This window comes from Loktanella sp. DSM 29012, from assembly GCF_900110705.1.
Taxonomy (GTDB): Bacteria; Pseudomonadota; Alphaproteobacteria; order Rhodobacterales; family Rhodobacteraceae; genus Loktanella; species Loktanella gaetbuli.
This window is the reverse complement of sequence record NZ_FOEJ01000001.1, coordinates 46,841-61,603: the sequence shown is the minus strand read 5'-3', so window position 1 is coordinate 61,603 and position 14,763 is coordinate 46,841. Positions and strand designations below refer to the sequence as shown.

Sequence of the window (14,763 nt, the reverse complement as noted above, 5' to 3'; positions counted from 1 at the left end):
CGCAGAGGAGAAAGATATGAGTGACTGGCAGGGCAAACGGTATTGGTTGGTCGGCGCATCCGAAGGGCTGGGCCGCGCGCTGGCGCATCAGCTGTCCAAGGTCGGGGCCGAGGTGATCGTATCGGCCCGCTCCGAAGACAGGCTCAAGGATCTGGTGGCCGAACTGCCGGGCAAGGCGTCATATGTGACGGTCGACGTCGCGGATCTGGGTTCCGTCCAGACGGCTGCCGAACAGGTCGGACGGATCGACGGCATGGTCTATCTGGCCGGTGTCTATTGGCCGATGGCGGCGGGTGAATGGGATCAGGAAAAGGCCGACACCATGGCCACGGTCAATTTTCTGGGCGCGCAACGCTGTGTTGGCGCGGTCATTGGCGACATGACCGCGCGGGACGCAGGCCATATCGTCCTGACCTCTTCGCTGACGGCCTACAGGGGTCTGCCCGGATCAATCGGTTATACCTCGTCCAAGGCGGCGATCCTGTCGATGGCGGAATGCCTGCATGCGGATCTGCGCAAGACAGGCGTCAGGGTGCAGGTCGCCAACCCCGGTTTCATCAAGACGCGCCTGACCGACAAGAACGATTTTTCGATGCCCCAGATCATGGAGCCCGAAGAGGCCGCCCGCGAGATGTTCGAACTGATGGACAGCGCGAATTTCAAAAAGACATTCCCGCGCTTGCTTGGGTCGATTTTCCGGCTGGGGCAGTTCTTGCCCGACGCGCTCTACTATCCGATTTTCGGTCGTTGAGCCGGCCGGAAATGCGCGTAAGGCGGTTTTTGTAGAAACGAATCACAACCCAAGGCAGAGTTGTCGTGCCCGAACCGGGCGCAATTCACTCTGACTTGGGAGATCGACATGCATTTCGATGATATCACCAGTGTAATTGGTAAAGACGCGTTTTCACGTTCGACGTTTCAACCCGACCTGTTGGTCGAGGCGGTGCAGACCTACCTGCATGCCGACCGGCCGGGCGAACCACCCGACGGCGCAGAGGCGCTGATCGAGAAAATCATCGGGGATTTCCGGCTCGATCCCGCTGCCGAAGCCGGGATTGATTTCAAGCCGATCCCGGATGTGGGGCAGGCGCAGTCGCTGTTGTTATCCTACCTGCACCTGACGCTTTACGACGGGTTGCAGGACGATGTTGACGGACCATCGGTGCGCCGTGCGATGCGGGTGCTGCCCGATAGTGCGTCGGCCGGAACCGCGCTGCGCAAGGATATTCTGACCGCCGTCCAAGAGATGGACAGCGCGGAAGGTCTGCTCAAATCAATCGCGGCGCGCGCTGAAAAAGACGGCCAGTTTCGCAAGTCGCTGGAGGCAAGCCGCGATTGTGTCGCGCAAGCGATTGAGGATCTCAACCGGTCGTTCAACGGTCTGCCACCCGGCGCGCAGGGCAAAAGCCTGTCGGCGGCTGCTGCGGCCGGTGCCACGGTGATCACACTGACTGTGCTTTGCCCCGGTTGGTTTTTCCTGCTGTGTATTCTGGTGTTTATCGTTGTCGCCGGCGTCTTGATCCTCGTGTCCCGCAGACGGCGCAGGCGCTGATGGCCACGTCTGGGGGCGCTGCCCCCAGACCCCCGGGATATTTCGAAAACAGCGAATGGATCAGCGGCGGCTGATCGCCCGGTCAAAGATCTGTGCGGCGCGCGCCCAGACGTCGCTGTCCGGCAGGGCGGCCAGGTGCGGCAGAAGCTGGTCTGCAAAGTCCTGCGAGGATTCCAGCGGCATCAGGGACGGCAGGTTGTCGATGGCGGTGACATCCAGCGGTGGATCATCGTGCACCCGCAGCGCTGGGGCGTCCCATGTGGTGACGCGGTCGTAGACCTTGATCGGGGAGAAATCGCTGTCGGGGTCGCATGCGATATCGCCGATGACGGACAGTTTGCGCGTTGCTGTCCTGGCCGAGGCGGGCACAAAAACCGGTGTGCCGGGTCGCGCAAGGATGCAATTGAGAAACAGGTCGTGCGTCAGTACTTGTGGAAAGGGGCCGCCGTGGGCGGTTTCTTCGATATCCCAGCGGGTGGTGGCGACGCCCATTTCGCGGCACAGATCGGCGGCACCGGTGCCGACCCGTCCCTTGGCCCCGATGATCAGGGCGGTCGGGCGCTGAGTTCCGAGCGTGACAAGGTCGCTTTGTAGGTCTGCCAGCAGGTGTGCGGCTGAGGGGACGGCGCGGATCGGACCCATATCGCGGCCGTGCTGCTGTGCAATCCAGCACATCAATGACACGGCCGCGCCAGCGTAGCCCGCCCAGTAGCCGAATGCGGCGACGCGTCGGTTCTGGTCATCGGTCAGGTATTCGAGATCGAGCAGCGTGCCGCCACCGGCCTTGAACCGGTCCAGCAGGCGCAGCCCGTCCGGCTGTACCTTGAAGGCGTGGCCAAACATGATGTGGCGATGGCGGAGAGGGCTGCCGTCGGCGGGCAGTTCCTTGAGCCCGAAGATCAGCGCGTCATCGGGCGCGTCGGTCCAGCCACCAGCAGGCGCGATATCTGCCCCGGTTGCAGCGTAGTCGGTCGTTGGCACGATCCGGTCGGGTGAATCCTCGACCGTGACGTGAAAGCCCGCCGCGATCAGCTGGGCCACGCCCTGTGGCATGATGCCGACCCGTGCCTCGTGATCGCGGGATTCGGCGCGGACCCAGAGATGTGTCATGTCGGCAGTCCTCTTTCGTGAGTGTTGTGGTTCAGGTCAGCGGGAGCAGAACCCGCGTCAGTAGAACGTGCGATTGTCGGCGCGGTCGGCGGTATCGAGGTGCGGCACGCTGTTGAAACTGACCAGCAGCGGGCCGTGGTCGGTGACGTGGATCCTGTGGACCGAGGTATTGAAGATCGGCAGGGCAATCCGCGCCATCTGCGGGATGTCCAGCCCCAGGATGTCTGACACAGCCTGCGCGATGATGCCGCCTGACGAGACGCACAGCACACGCTTGCCAGGCTGGGCGGCCATATCCATCACGTCGCGCACACGGTCGCGAAAGGTGTCGTAGGTTTCCGCACCACCGATCTCGCCCTTGCGCCATGCGGTCAGGGTGGCCGGAAAGCGGGTGACGAAATCACTGGGGTCGTGGGCACCCGAACCGTGTACGCGCGTCATCTCGTCCGTCAGGTCATAGTAGGCGATTTCGTTCAGGCGTGGGTCGCGCTCGGCATCCGGGTATCCTAGATTGGTCAGCGTTTCGCGCTGGCGGCGCAGCGTCCCGGACAGCACGACGTCATAGGGGCGGTCGTGGTCACGCATCCAGTCGCCCAGCCACTTGGCCTGTTGGTGGCCCAGGTCAGACAGACGGTCATAGTCCGCCTCGTTCGTGGCTGCGGAATTGGCCTGCCCGTGCCGGACCAGTGTGATTTCGCCCATGTCGGTCTCCTTTGCGGTGATTGGGTAGGCGAGCGGGCGGCGATTGGCAACGGTCGCGGTCGCGGGGCGCTTGTTTACTGATTCTTCATGTGGAATGAAGCACCCTCAGGCACGGTTGGGGGCAGACGATGCAAGCGGCACATATCCTGCGGGATGTCTTTGGGTTCGATGGCTTTCGCCCCGGCCAGGAAGAGATCGTGGATGCTGTCGTCGCGGGTCAGAACACGCTGGCCATCATGCCGACGGGTGGTGGCAAATCGCTGTGTTTTCAGCTGCCAGCGATGGTGCGACCGGGTGTAACCGTCGTCATTTCGCCACTGATTGCGCTGATGCGCGACCAGGTGCGCGGCCTGCGCGAGGCGGGGGTCGCTGCTGGCGCGCTGACCTCTGGCAACACGGAGGAAGAAACCGATGCCGTCTGGCAGGCCCTGGCGGACGGATCGCTGAAACTGCTGTACATGGCCCCTGAACGACTGGCGTCATTCGGCACCCAGCGGATGCTGCGCGAGGCGGGCGTCAGCCTGATCGCCGTGGACGAGGCGCATTGCGTCAGCCAGTGGGGACACGATTTCAGGCCCGACTACCTGCGGATCGGCGAACTGCGTGAAACGCTGGATGTGCCGCTGGCAGCATTCACGGCGACGGCGGATGCAGAAACACGCGAAGAAATCGTGCAAAAGCTGTTCGGTGGGGTGCAGCCGCAATCGTTCCTGCGCGGGTTCGACCGGCCGAACATTCACCTGGCATTTGCGGTGAAGGACGGGCCAAGAGCGCAAATCATGAACTTTGCCGGTGCTCGCAAAGGGCAGTCAGGCATCGTCTATTGCGGCACGCGGGCCAAGACGGAAACGCTGGCGCAGGCGCTGGGTCAGGCGGGACATTCGGCCTGTGCCTATCACGGCGGGATGGAGGCCGAGGCGCGGCGCGACATCGAACGGCGGTTCCAGCAAGAGGACGGGCTGATTGTTTGTGCGACCATCGCCTTTGGCATGGGGATCGACAAGCCGGACATCAGGTGGGTCGCCCATGCCGACCTGCCAAAGTCGATCGAGAGCTATTATCAGGAAATCGGTCGCGCTGGGCGTGATGGCGGGCCTGCGGAAACCCTGACGCTTTATGGGCCGGACGATGTGCGCTACCGGCGTCAGCAGATCGACGAAGGTTTGGCCCCACCTGAGCGGCGTGCAGCCGATCATGGCCGGTTGAACGCGCTGCTTGGTCTGGCCGAGGCGCAGGTCTGTCGCCGCCAAAACCTGTTGCGTTACTTTGGCGAGGACCCGCAGCCCTGTGGCAACTGTGATCTGTGCGATACCCCGGCAGAGGTGTTTGATGCCACGACGCCCGTGCGCATGGCCTTGTCCGCGGCGTTGCGGACCGAGGAATGGTTTGGGGCGGGTCACCTGATCGACATCGTGATGGGCGCGGATACAGCGAAAATCCGCGAGCGCGGGCATGATGCGCTGCCGACGTTCGGTGTCGGGCGCGAGTTTTCCAAACGCCAATGGCAGGCGATTTTCCGGCAAATGATGGGGCTGGATCTGTTCCGCCCCGATCCTGCGCGGCACGGCGCACTGCGGATGACCGATGCCGCACTGCCGATTCTGCGGGGCGAGGCGCAGATCACCCTGCGCCGCGATACTGTTCAGGCCGCCAAGTTCAGCCCCGCTGTGCGCCAGATGGTGTCTGAAGAAGATGCGCCGCTGCTGTCCGCGCTCAAGGCAAAGCGCCGCGCCTTGGCCGAGGCGGCTGGCGGTCCGGCCTACATCATTTTCAACGACAAGACGCTGATCGAGATGGCGGAACGCAAACCCCAAACCCTGGACCAGATGGCGGGGATCAGCGGCGTCGGTGCGAAAAAGCTGGACAGCTACGGCCGTGCATTCCTCGAGGTGATCGCGGGTGCCGTCGAACAGGTGCACCCCGCGCGGATGAAGCTGGCCGGGCGGGCAGAGGGCGCGATCTATGACCGATTGCTGGCCGTGCAGGCTGATCTGCAACGCGGCCCGGACGGTGCGGACAAGCCGATGTCCTGCACGGCTGCGCAACTGGCCAAGGTGGCACAGCTGCGCAGCCCCGATGCGGATGCGCTGGCCCGGCTGATCGGCGAACGCCACGCGCAGCGGTTTGGTGCCGCCTTTTTGGCGGTCCTGGCCGAGGGTGTGGATTAACCCGCCTTGGCCGCAGGCATCAGGCCAGCGTCATAGCTGCCCATGGCCCGGTAAGCTGGCCGATCTGTGCAGCGCGCCAGCCAGTCCTGCACAACCTGTTCCGTCGGCGCAAAGGACGGCATCCAGTCGAAAGGTGAGCTGACCAGCAGGTCCACGGCGGTGAACCTGTCACCCAACAGATAGGGTCGGTCGGTGAGTGCGTTGATGAGTGCATCGCTCATTTCGGCCTTGCCACGGAAATTGGCGTGCAGCCCGGGGTGATCCAGACCCAGCATCGTCGTGACCATCACCGGCTCTATCACCGCGCCATAGTAGGCTAGCCAGCCGAGATACGCGCCGCGCGTCGGGTCGCCGGGTTTGGGGGCCAGTTCGCTGGGAAACAGTTCCGTCAGATACTGGATGATTGCGCCGCGTTCGCGGATCATGACGCCATCGTGGACCAGCAGGGGGACCTTGCCCTCGGGGTGGAGGTTCGCGGGATCGGCGGTGCCTCTGCCGTCCTGGCGGGCGACGTCGACCACGCGTACATCGACGCGGTCCAACGCATTCAGTTCGATCAGCAGTTGGATGATGCTCGAAGAGCGGGTGTAGGGGGCATGATAGAGGATCAGCATCGGTTTGTCCTTTCAGGGTTGCGATGCAGCCTGAATACGGGAACACTCCTGTCAGTTTCTGTCAGGATCGTTATGGCCCGCACCGATCGTTTGTTTCGCCTGCTCGATACGCTGCGCCGCCTGCCGCAGCCCGTGACTGCCGCGCGGTTGGCCGATGAAACGGGGGTCTCTGAACGCACCCTGTATCGTGACATCGACACGCTGCGCGCGGGCGGCGCGCTGATCGATGGTGCGCCGGGTTATGGCTATACCCTGACCGAGGATTCGGCCCTGCCGCCCCAGACGTTCACCCGCGAGGAAATCGAGGCACTGCTGCTGGGACTGGCTGAGGTGCCGCATCGGGGTGACCGCGCGCTGGCGCTGGCGGCGGAAACTGCACTTGGCAAGATCATCGCGACATTGCCCGACCGCCAGCAGCGGCAGGCGCAACATGCTGCCGTGATGGTGCGGCGCGCAGAACGCCCTGCCGCACCACTGGCTGACCTGTCGTTGATCCGGGCGGCAATCTGGGACGAAACGGCTGTCAGGATCAGCTATGTCGACGCGACGGGTACGCCGTCCGACCGGCGCATCCTGCCGCTGGCGACCGTCTATATCGATCGCGGGGTTATGATCCTGGCGTGGTGCGTTCTCCGCCAGGACTTTCGCAAGTTCATGGCGGACCGCATTCAGGGCGTTTCGGCGACAGACGAAAGTTTCCGCCCTCGCCGCACCGCGCTGCTGCGGGACTACGTGGCAATCCTGACTGCGCGGTAGGATGCGACACGCCGCCGGGTGGCGCCCGGTGGCTGGGGTGCTACAACGTCGCGCACACTGTCCGGAGGTCCCATGCTCGTCACGCTCTCGCCCGCCAAATCGCTCAACCTTGATCCCGTCGATATCACCCCGACGCAGCCTGCGTTTCAGGCCGACGCCGTGCGGCTGGCCAAGACGATGCGCGGCCAGACCCTGGGTGATCTGCGCAAACTGATGAGCATTTCGGACGAGCTTGCGCGATTGAACCGTGACCGGTTCAAGGATTTTGCTGACGATCCGGCAGCGGATGCAGTGAAACCGGCGGCGCTGGCGTTCGATGGTGACACCTATCAGGGCCTGGAGGCGAAAACGTTGTCAGAGGACGATCTTGCCTTTGCGCAGGATTGCCTGTGCATCCTGTCTGGTCTGTATGGTGTGTTGCGCCCGCTGGATGCGATCCAGCCCTATCGGCTGGAAATGGGCAGCCGGCTGAAAACGCGGCGTGGCGCGAACCTCTATGATTATTGGGGCGATACGATTGCCAAGGCGCTGAATGCCCGTGCGGCCGAGCGTGGCACCGACGCGCTGCTGAATTGCGCAAGTCAGGAATATTTCAACGCGGCCCAGACACCTGCGCTGAAACTGCGGGTCATCACGCCCAAGTTCCTCGAAGTGAAGGACGACCGCCCGCGCATGGTCAGCTTTTTCGCGAAACGCGCGCGGGGTGCGATGGCGCGGTTTGTCGTGGAAAACCGCCTGACCGATATCAATGACGTCAAAGGGTTCAACAGCGGCGGTTACGCCTACGATCCCGATTTGTCAGAGGGCGACACCTGGGCGTTCGTGCGGGATTATCCGACCCAATAGGACAAACTGGCGCAAAAAATCGGCAATCTGTCGTCTGTGTCATGTGACGGGCCGGGCATCGCGCGCTAGGATCGTTACAGTCCCGATGGAGCGACCCGATGTCTGATACGATCACCTTCACCCTTGATGGCCAGCAGGTCGAGGCCGCCGCCGGCCAGACCATCTGGGAGGTCGCGCATGGCCGCGGTCTGGTGATCCCGCATTTGTGTTTCAAGGACGCCGCCAGCTACCGCCCGGACGGCAATTGTCGCGCCTGCATGGTGGCCGTTGACGGGGAAAAGAACCTTGTGGCGTCCTGCCTGCGCAAGCCGACCGAAGGCATGGTCGTTACGACCGACCAGCCGCGCGAACGGCAGGCCCGCCGCATGGTGATGGAACTGCTGGTCGCCGATCAGCCTGCGCAGGATGTGGCACACGACAAGTCCAGCCACCTGTGGGACATGGCGCAGGCCGAGGGCGTGACCACGTCGCGGTTCCCGGCCAAGGATCTGGATCACGTGCCGCTGCTGGATGACAGCCATGTGGCGATGCGCGTGAATCTGGATGCCTGTATCCAGTGCAACCTGTGCGTCCGTGCCTGCCGCGAGGTGCAGGTCAACGACGTGATCGGCATGGCATGGCGTGGGCATGACGCCTATCCGGTGTTCGATATGGACGACCCGATGGGCGACAGCACCTGTGTGGCCTGCGGCGAATGTGTGCAGGCCTGTCCGACCGGTGCCCTGATGGAGGCCAGCGTCGTCGATACCGCCCAGGTCGGTGACCGCAAGGATTTTGACACGGAGGTTGCCAGCGTCTGCCCGTTTTGCGGGGTCGGTTGCCAGATCAGCCTCAAGGTCAAGGACGGCAAGATCAAGTATGTCGAAGGGATTGACGGTCCTGCCAATCAGAACCGTTTGTGCGTCAAGGGGCGGTTCGGGTTCGACTATATCAATCATCCGCATCGTCTGACGAAACCGCTGATCCGCCGCGATGATGCGCCCGCCAAGGGGATGAACGTCGATCCCGGCAATTACCTCGACGTGTTCCGCGAGGCGACCTGGGAGGAAGCGATGGACCGCGCGGCAGGCGGCCTGTCGGAGCTGCGCGATACGCAGGGCGGTCAAACCGTTGCCGGCTTTGGGTCTGCCAAATGCAGCAACGAAGAGGCCTATCTGTTCCAGAAACTGATCCGGCAGGGGTTCGGCCACAACAATGTCGATCACTGCACGCGGCTGTGTCATGCGTCATCCGTTGCGGCGCTGATGGAAAACGTGGGCTCTGGCGGTGTTACGGCGACGTTCAACGAGATTGAAAACGCCGATGTGGCGATCGTGATCGGGGCCAACCCGATCGAAAACCATCCCGTCGCGGCCACCTATTTCAAGCAATTCGCAGCGCGCGGTGGCAAGCTGATCGTGATGGACCCCCGCGGTCAGGCGCTGAAACGGCATGCATCGCACATGCTGCAGTTCAAACCCGGCACCGATGTCGCGATGCTGAACGCCATCTGCAACGTCATCGTCACCGAAGGGCTGTTCGATGAACAATATATCGACGGTTATACCGAAAACTGGGACGCAGAGCGCGAACACCTGAAACGGTTCACGCCAGAGTCGATGTCAGAGATCTGCGGCATCGACGCCGACACGCTTCGCGATGTGGCGCGGACCTTTGCCGGGGCGCAATCTGCGATGATCTTTTGGGGCATGGGCATCAGCCAGCACACCTATGGCACCGACAACTCGCGCTGCCTGATCTCGCTCGCGCTGATGACGGGGCAGATCGGCCGACCCGGCACCGGGCTGCATCCGCTGCGCGGTCAGAACAACGTACAGGGTGCGTCTGATGCCGGCCTCATTCCGATGTATTTGCCGGATTACCAATCAGTCACCAGTGCCGAGGTGCGCGCCAGTTTCGATGCCCTTTGGGGGGCCGGTACCGTTGCCGCTGAAAAAGGCCTGACCGTGACGGAAATCCTGCAAGGTATCCATGACGGACAGATCAAGGGGATGTTCATCCAGGGTGAAAACCCGGCCATGTCAGATCCTGATCTGGACCACGCGCGCGCGGGTCTGGCGATGCTGGATCATCTGGTGGTGCAGGATATCTTTTTGACCGAAACCGCGAACTTCGCGGATGTGATCCTGCCTGCGTCGGCCTTTGCCGAAAAAACCGGGACAGTGACCAATACCAACCGTCAGGTGCAGATGGGACGTCCTGCCGTCCCGCCACCGGGCGAGGCGCGCGAGGATTGGCGCATCCTGATCGACATGGGTCAGCGGCTGGGACTGGACTGGACCTATAGCCACCCGCGCGACGTCTATGCCGAAATGGCCAGCACGATGCCGTCACTGGACCACATTAGTTGGGACAGGCTGGAACATCAGGCCGTCACCTATCCGACCGGCGGTCCGGATGACCCCGGTCAGTCGATCCTGTTTGCCGATGGCTTTCCCCGCGAGGGTGGCCGGGCGCGGTTCACCCCTGCGGATGTGATCGCACCCGACGAGCAGCCGGATGCGGAATATCCCATGGTGCTGACGACCGGGCGGCAATTGGAACATTGGCACACGGGCGCGATGACCCGCCGAGCGACGGTGCTTGATGCGGTGGAACCGCAGGCAAATTGTTCTTTGCATCCGCACACGCTGCGCGATCTGGGCGTCGAGGCTGGCGGCTATGTGACCCTGTCCACCCGCCGCGGCCGTATCACCGTCATGGCGCGCGCGGATCGGGCCGTGGCCCGCGATATGGTGTTTCTGCCATTTGCCTACGTCGAGGCAGCGGCGAACCTGCTGACGAATCCCGCCATTGACCCCATCGGCAAGATCCCGGAGTTCAAGTATGCGGCTGTGCGCGTCGAAAAGGCGTCACAGCCCGCAGCGCAACCGGAAGACGCATTTTAGTTCCATCACAAAACTGAAATCTGCCCGTGAACGACCTGCATATTCCCGTGATTTCTTTAGGTAGTTGATTTTAATAATAAAAATTATCACGGGATTGTGGGGTGTGGCTGTGATGGAACAGTAGCCCCATAGCCGTATCCAAATGGCCCGGTGGGTCTCGAACTTTTGTCGCGCGTGGGCATTTAACCCCCACACCGCACACAGCGGGACACAAGGAAAGAGACCATGAAAACATTGAATATTTTCGTAGCCGCCGCGACCGCATCCCTGATCGCTGGTGCCGCTGCTGCGCAGACCACTGTCTTTGCAAACGAAGACGCTGCAGTCGACGCCGTCGACGACCTGCAAGAGCAGATCGCCGAGGATGCCGAGCGTGATTTTAACCAGTTCGGCAACGAAGGCCGCATCGTCGGTTCCTACGGTTCGGTCGCACTGCGCGCGACTGCCAACAGCAACGACGACGACGATAACTCGAATGTCGGCGTCGGCCTGCGCTACGGCACCTTTGACGGCGTGAACGGCGTCGACGTGTCGGCCAAGTATGACTACGCGTCCGACAACGGTGACGAGACAACGAACCGCCTGCTGGCTGGTGCTGATTATCGCCGCGACCTTTCGGGTGCCTTCTTTGCCTATGGCAAGCTGGACGTGCTGCTTGATTCGGCTGTCACGGATGCAGACTCGTATGACACCGACATCTTTGCCGGTGCCGGTGTGGGTTACCGCATCCTGAACGACGCGACCGCGCAGTGGTCGATCCAGGCTGGTCCGGGCTACCGCTACGCCGAGCAGGTCAACGGCGAAGACGTGCGTGAAGTCGCAGGTTCGGTGTCTTCGAACTACTATCGTTCGCTGTCCGAAACGTCCTATCTGACCAACGACACCGACGTCATCTTCTCTGATGCGAACGCGCAGATTCAGAACGAACTGGCGCTGAACGTGTCCATGACGAACGCGCTGGCGCTGCGCACGTCGCTGACCACGATCTACAACGACGAATCCGACAGCAGCTTTTCGGATGCAAACAACACCCTGGGTGTTTCGGTCGTTTACAACTTCAACTGATCTCACTCGGATTGCATTCCCGAAGACTGTCAGTGAAGTGAGGGCGGTGGCGCAAGCCACCGCCCTTTTTCGTGAAAATGCCACTTAATTGAACAAGTGTTCAAAAAAAGAATTTGACCGCGACGGTCGTTCTTATCCAAGATGAAGCATGGGTCCGCTTGAGGAGGTGCGACCCATTGGCCCGACGGGCCAGGTCGAGGGGAGGATTACCGATATGAAGAGCGGCGCCATTGGCGACGATGCACGGTCCATTCCGCATTTGCTGGCGCGCAACGTCGCGCGGCACGGCGACAAGCCGGCGTACCGGGAGAAGGAATTCGGCATCTGGCAGAGCTGGACTTGGGCGCAGGCCGCCGAGGAAATAGACGCCTTTGCGCTGGGTCTGCTGGAATTGGGCGCGCAGGTCGGCGACCATATCGCGATCACGGGGCGCAACCGTCCGGCGCTGTATTGGGCGATGGTGGCCGCGCAAAAGATCGGCTGCATTCCGGTCCCACTCTATCAGGACGCCGCGGTCGAAGAGATCGCCTATGCGCTGGATCACGCAGGTGCGCGGTTCGCGGTGGTCGGCGATCAGGAAATGGTCGACAAGCTGATTGACGCGCAGGCCGGAAACATGACCCTGAAGCACGTGATTTACGTCGATGGACGGGGGCTGCGACGTTATGACCACACGGCGATGTCCAGCTTTGCGGACGCACAGGCCGCTGGCCGCGCCAGTACGCGACGTGCCGAGATGGAGGCGCTGACGCAGGCGCGCACCCTCGATGATACATGCGTCATGCTTTACACCTCTGGCACGACCGGGCGCCCAAAGGGTGTGGTTCTGTCAAACCGAAATGTCATCGCGACCTCGCGCAATTCGGCTGAATTCGACCGGCTGCGTGCCGGTGACGAGGTGCTGGCCTATCTGCCGATGGCCTGGGTGGGGGATTTCATCTTTTCCATCGGTCAGGCGATGTGGACCGGGTTCTGCGTGAATTGTCCCGAAAGCCCGGACACCATGCTGACCGACCTGCGCGAGATCGGGCCGACCTATTTCTTTGCCCCACCGCGGGTGTTCGAAAACCAGCTGACGACCGTGATGATCCGAATGGAGGACGCGGGCCGGATCAAGAAGGCGATGTTCGATCACTATATGGCGCTGGCGCGCCGCGTGGGGCCCGATCTGCTGGATCGCAAGCCCGTGGGCCTGCTGGACCGGCTCCGTTACAGGTTGGGCGATCTGCTTGTGTACGGCCCGTTGAAAAACACGCTTGGCCTGAGCCGCGTGCGCGTGGGCTATACCGCAGGCGAGGCGATCGGGCCGGAAATTTTCGATTTCTACCGGTCACTTGGGATCAACCTCAAGCAGCTCTATGGCCAGACAGAGGCGACGGTTTTCATCACCCAGCAACCCGACGGCGAGGTGCGATCCGACACGGTCGGCGTGCCCTCACCGGGGGTCGAGCTGCGGATCGACGACCGGGGAGAGGTGTTCTATCGTTCGCCCGGCACGTTCGAGGCCTACTACAAGAACCCCGAAAGCACCGCGTCGACAAAGGATCCGGACGGCTGGGTCGCCACGGGCGACGCTGGTTTCATCGAAGAAGGCAGCGGCCATCTGCGGATCATCGACCGGGCCAAGGACGTGGGGAAAATGGCCGATGGTGCGATGTTCGCGCCCAAGTATGTCGAGAACAAGTTGAAGTTCTATCCCAACATCCTCGAGGCGGTGGTGTTCGGCGCGGGCCGTGACCGTTGTGTGGCGTTCATCAACATCGACCTCAACGCCGTGGGCAACTGGGCCGAACGCAACAACATCGCCTATTCGTCCTATCAGGAATTGTCGCAACACCCGCGCGTGCTGGATCAGATCGAGGACCACGTGAATGCGGTGAACGCGAGCGTGGCGCAGGACCCGATGCTGGCAGCCTGCCAGATTCACCGCTTTCTGGTACTGCACAAGGAACTGGACGCCGACGACGGCGAGATGACCCGCACGCGCAAGGTGCGCCGCGCGGTGGTGGGTGACAAGTTCAACGACCTGGTGACCGCGCTGTATGACGGGTCGGACACCATCGCGACCGAGACCGAGGTCACCTATGAGGACGGACGCAAGGGCAAGCTGCGCGCGACACTGGATATCCGCGACGCGGTCGTCGTGAATACGGCGCGGATGGCTGCGGAATGACGGGGCGACGCTGTTTTGCGCAGGCGCAAAAGGCGCCCCGCCCGCCATCCCGTGAAAGGGGAAATGCATGAAGGATACCGTTGACAGCTACGTCACCGATGACGGGCGCACCATCGGCGGCGTGATGATGGACATGCGCGGCATCACCCTGCGGTTCGGTGGTGTCGAGGCGATCAAGGACATCAGTTTCGACATTCGCGAGGGTGAAATCCGCGCGATCATCGGCCCCAACGGCGCTGGCAAATCGTCAATGCTGAACGTCATTTCGGGTTTCTATCACCCCCAGGAAGGCGAAGTCTGGTTCCGGGGCGAAAAGCGCCCGCCGATGAAGCCCTATCAGGTGGCGCGGCAGGGCATCGCCCGCACATTTCAGAACATTGCGTTGTTCGAGGGGATGAGCGTGCTGGACAACATCATGACCGGCCGTCTGACTCATATGAAATCGGGGATGCTGGCGCAGGCCCTGTGGATGGGCAAGGCCGAGCGCGAAGAGACCGAAAACCGCGAGGCGGTGGAACGGATCATCGATTTTCTGGAAATTCAGGCGATCCGCAAGACACCGGTCAGCCGTCTGCCTTATGGCCTGAAAAAGCGGGTGGAACTGGCCCGCGCCTTGGCGGCGGAACCGAAACTGCTGCTGCTGGACGAACCGATGGCGGGCATGAACGTCGAGGAGAAAGAGGACATGAGCCGATATATCCTTGATGTAAATGACGAATTCGGCACGACCGTGGCGCTGATCGAACACGACATGGGCGTGGTCATGGATATTTCCGACCGGGTCGTCGTGATGGACTACGGTCGAAAAATTGGCGACGGCACCCCGTCAGAGGTCCGCAACAACCAGGATGTCATCGACGCCTATCTGGGGGTCGCCCATGACTAAGGA

Annotated in this window: 12 protein-coding genes; 9 read left to right on the top strand and 3 right to left on the bottom strand. The window is 62.2% G+C overall.

Annotated features, from left to right (window positions below; all coding sequences use genetic code 11):
* The first annotated feature begins 16 nt into the window (after positions 1-16).
* Positions 17-751 (top strand): SDR family NAD(P)-dependent oxidoreductase, encoded by a 735-nt coding sequence (locus tag BMX27_RS00305; protein WP_090157954.1) that lies wholly within the window; start codon positions 17-19, stop codon positions 749-751.
* A gap of 108 nt (positions 752-859) precedes the next feature.
* Positions 860-1,552, top strand: coding sequence for a hypothetical protein (locus tag BMX27_RS00300; protein ID WP_090157953.1), 693 nt, complete (start codon positions 860-862; stop codon positions 1,550-1,552).
* A 60-nt stretch (positions 1,553-1,612) separates the two neighbouring features.
* Here BMX27_RS00300 and BMX27_RS00295 read toward each other — a convergent pair whose 3' ends face one another.
* Entirely contained in the window at positions 1,613-2,662 is a 1,050-nt protein-coding gene (locus BMX27_RS00295; RefSeq protein WP_090157952.1) for a saccharopine dehydrogenase, read from the bottom strand.
* A 57-nt stretch (positions 2,663-2,719) separates the two neighbouring features.
* Positions 2,720-3,364, bottom strand: a complete 645-nt coding sequence (locus BMX27_RS00290; RefSeq protein ID WP_090157951.1) for a histidine phosphatase family protein — start codon at positions 3,362-3,364, stop codon at positions 2,720-2,722.
* Between the two features lie 128 nt (positions 3,365-3,492).
* Between BMX27_RS00290 and recQ the strand changes: the two genes are divergently transcribed.
* A complete protein-coding gene (recQ, locus tag BMX27_RS00285) occupies positions 3,493-5,532 on the top strand; it encodes a DNA helicase RecQ (protein WP_090157950.1) in 2,040 nt (679 codons plus the stop codon).
* Here the strand turns inward: recQ and BMX27_RS00280 are convergent.
* Entirely contained in the window at positions 5,529-6,146 is a 618-nt protein-coding gene (locus tag BMX27_RS00280; RefSeq protein WP_090157949.1) for a glutathione S-transferase family protein, read from the bottom strand. The two genes, recQ and BMX27_RS00280, sit on opposite strands and share 4 nt — an antisense overlap.
* A gap of 72 nt (positions 6,147-6,218) precedes the next feature.
* Between BMX27_RS00280 and BMX27_RS00275 the strand changes: the two genes are divergently transcribed.
* The 6 genes from BMX27_RS00275 to BMX27_RS00250 all read left to right on the top strand — a co-directional run bounded on the left by BMX27_RS00275 (position 6,219) and on the right by BMX27_RS00250 (position 14,760).
* Positions 6,219-6,902 (top strand): helix-turn-helix transcriptional regulator, encoded by a 684-nt coding sequence (locus tag BMX27_RS00275; RefSeq protein ID WP_090157948.1) that lies wholly within the window; start codon positions 6,219-6,221, stop codon positions 6,900-6,902.
* A gap of 72 nt (positions 6,903-6,974) precedes the next feature.
* Positions 6,975-7,748: a peroxide stress protein YaaA gene (gene yaaA / locus BMX27_RS00270; RefSeq protein WP_090157947.1), complete on the top strand. Its 774-nt coding sequence runs from the start codon at positions 6,975-6,977 to the stop codon at positions 7,746-7,748.
* Between the two features lie 98 nt (positions 7,749-7,846).
* Complete coding sequence (gene fdhF / locus BMX27_RS00265) at positions 7,847-10,636, top strand: formate dehydrogenase subunit alpha (RefSeq protein WP_090157946.1); 2,790 nt, start codon at positions 7,847-7,849, stop codon at positions 10,634-10,636.
* A gap of 225 nt (positions 10,637-10,861) precedes the next feature.
* Entirely contained in the window at positions 10,862-11,701 is an 840-nt protein-coding gene (locus tag BMX27_RS00260; protein WP_090157945.1) for a DUF481 domain-containing protein, read from the top strand.
* 214 nt (positions 11,702-11,915) lie between these two features.
* Entirely contained in the window at positions 11,916-13,874 is a 1,959-nt protein-coding gene (locus BMX27_RS00255; protein ID WP_090157944.1) for an AMP-binding protein, read from the top strand.
* Positions 13,875-13,941: 67 nt separating this feature from the next.
* On the top strand, positions 13,942-14,760 hold the full coding sequence (locus BMX27_RS00250) for an ABC transporter ATP-binding protein (RefSeq protein WP_090157943.1): 819 nt from the start codon (positions 13,942-13,944) through the stop codon (positions 14,758-14,760).
* Positions 14,761-14,763 lie beyond the last annotated feature (3 nt).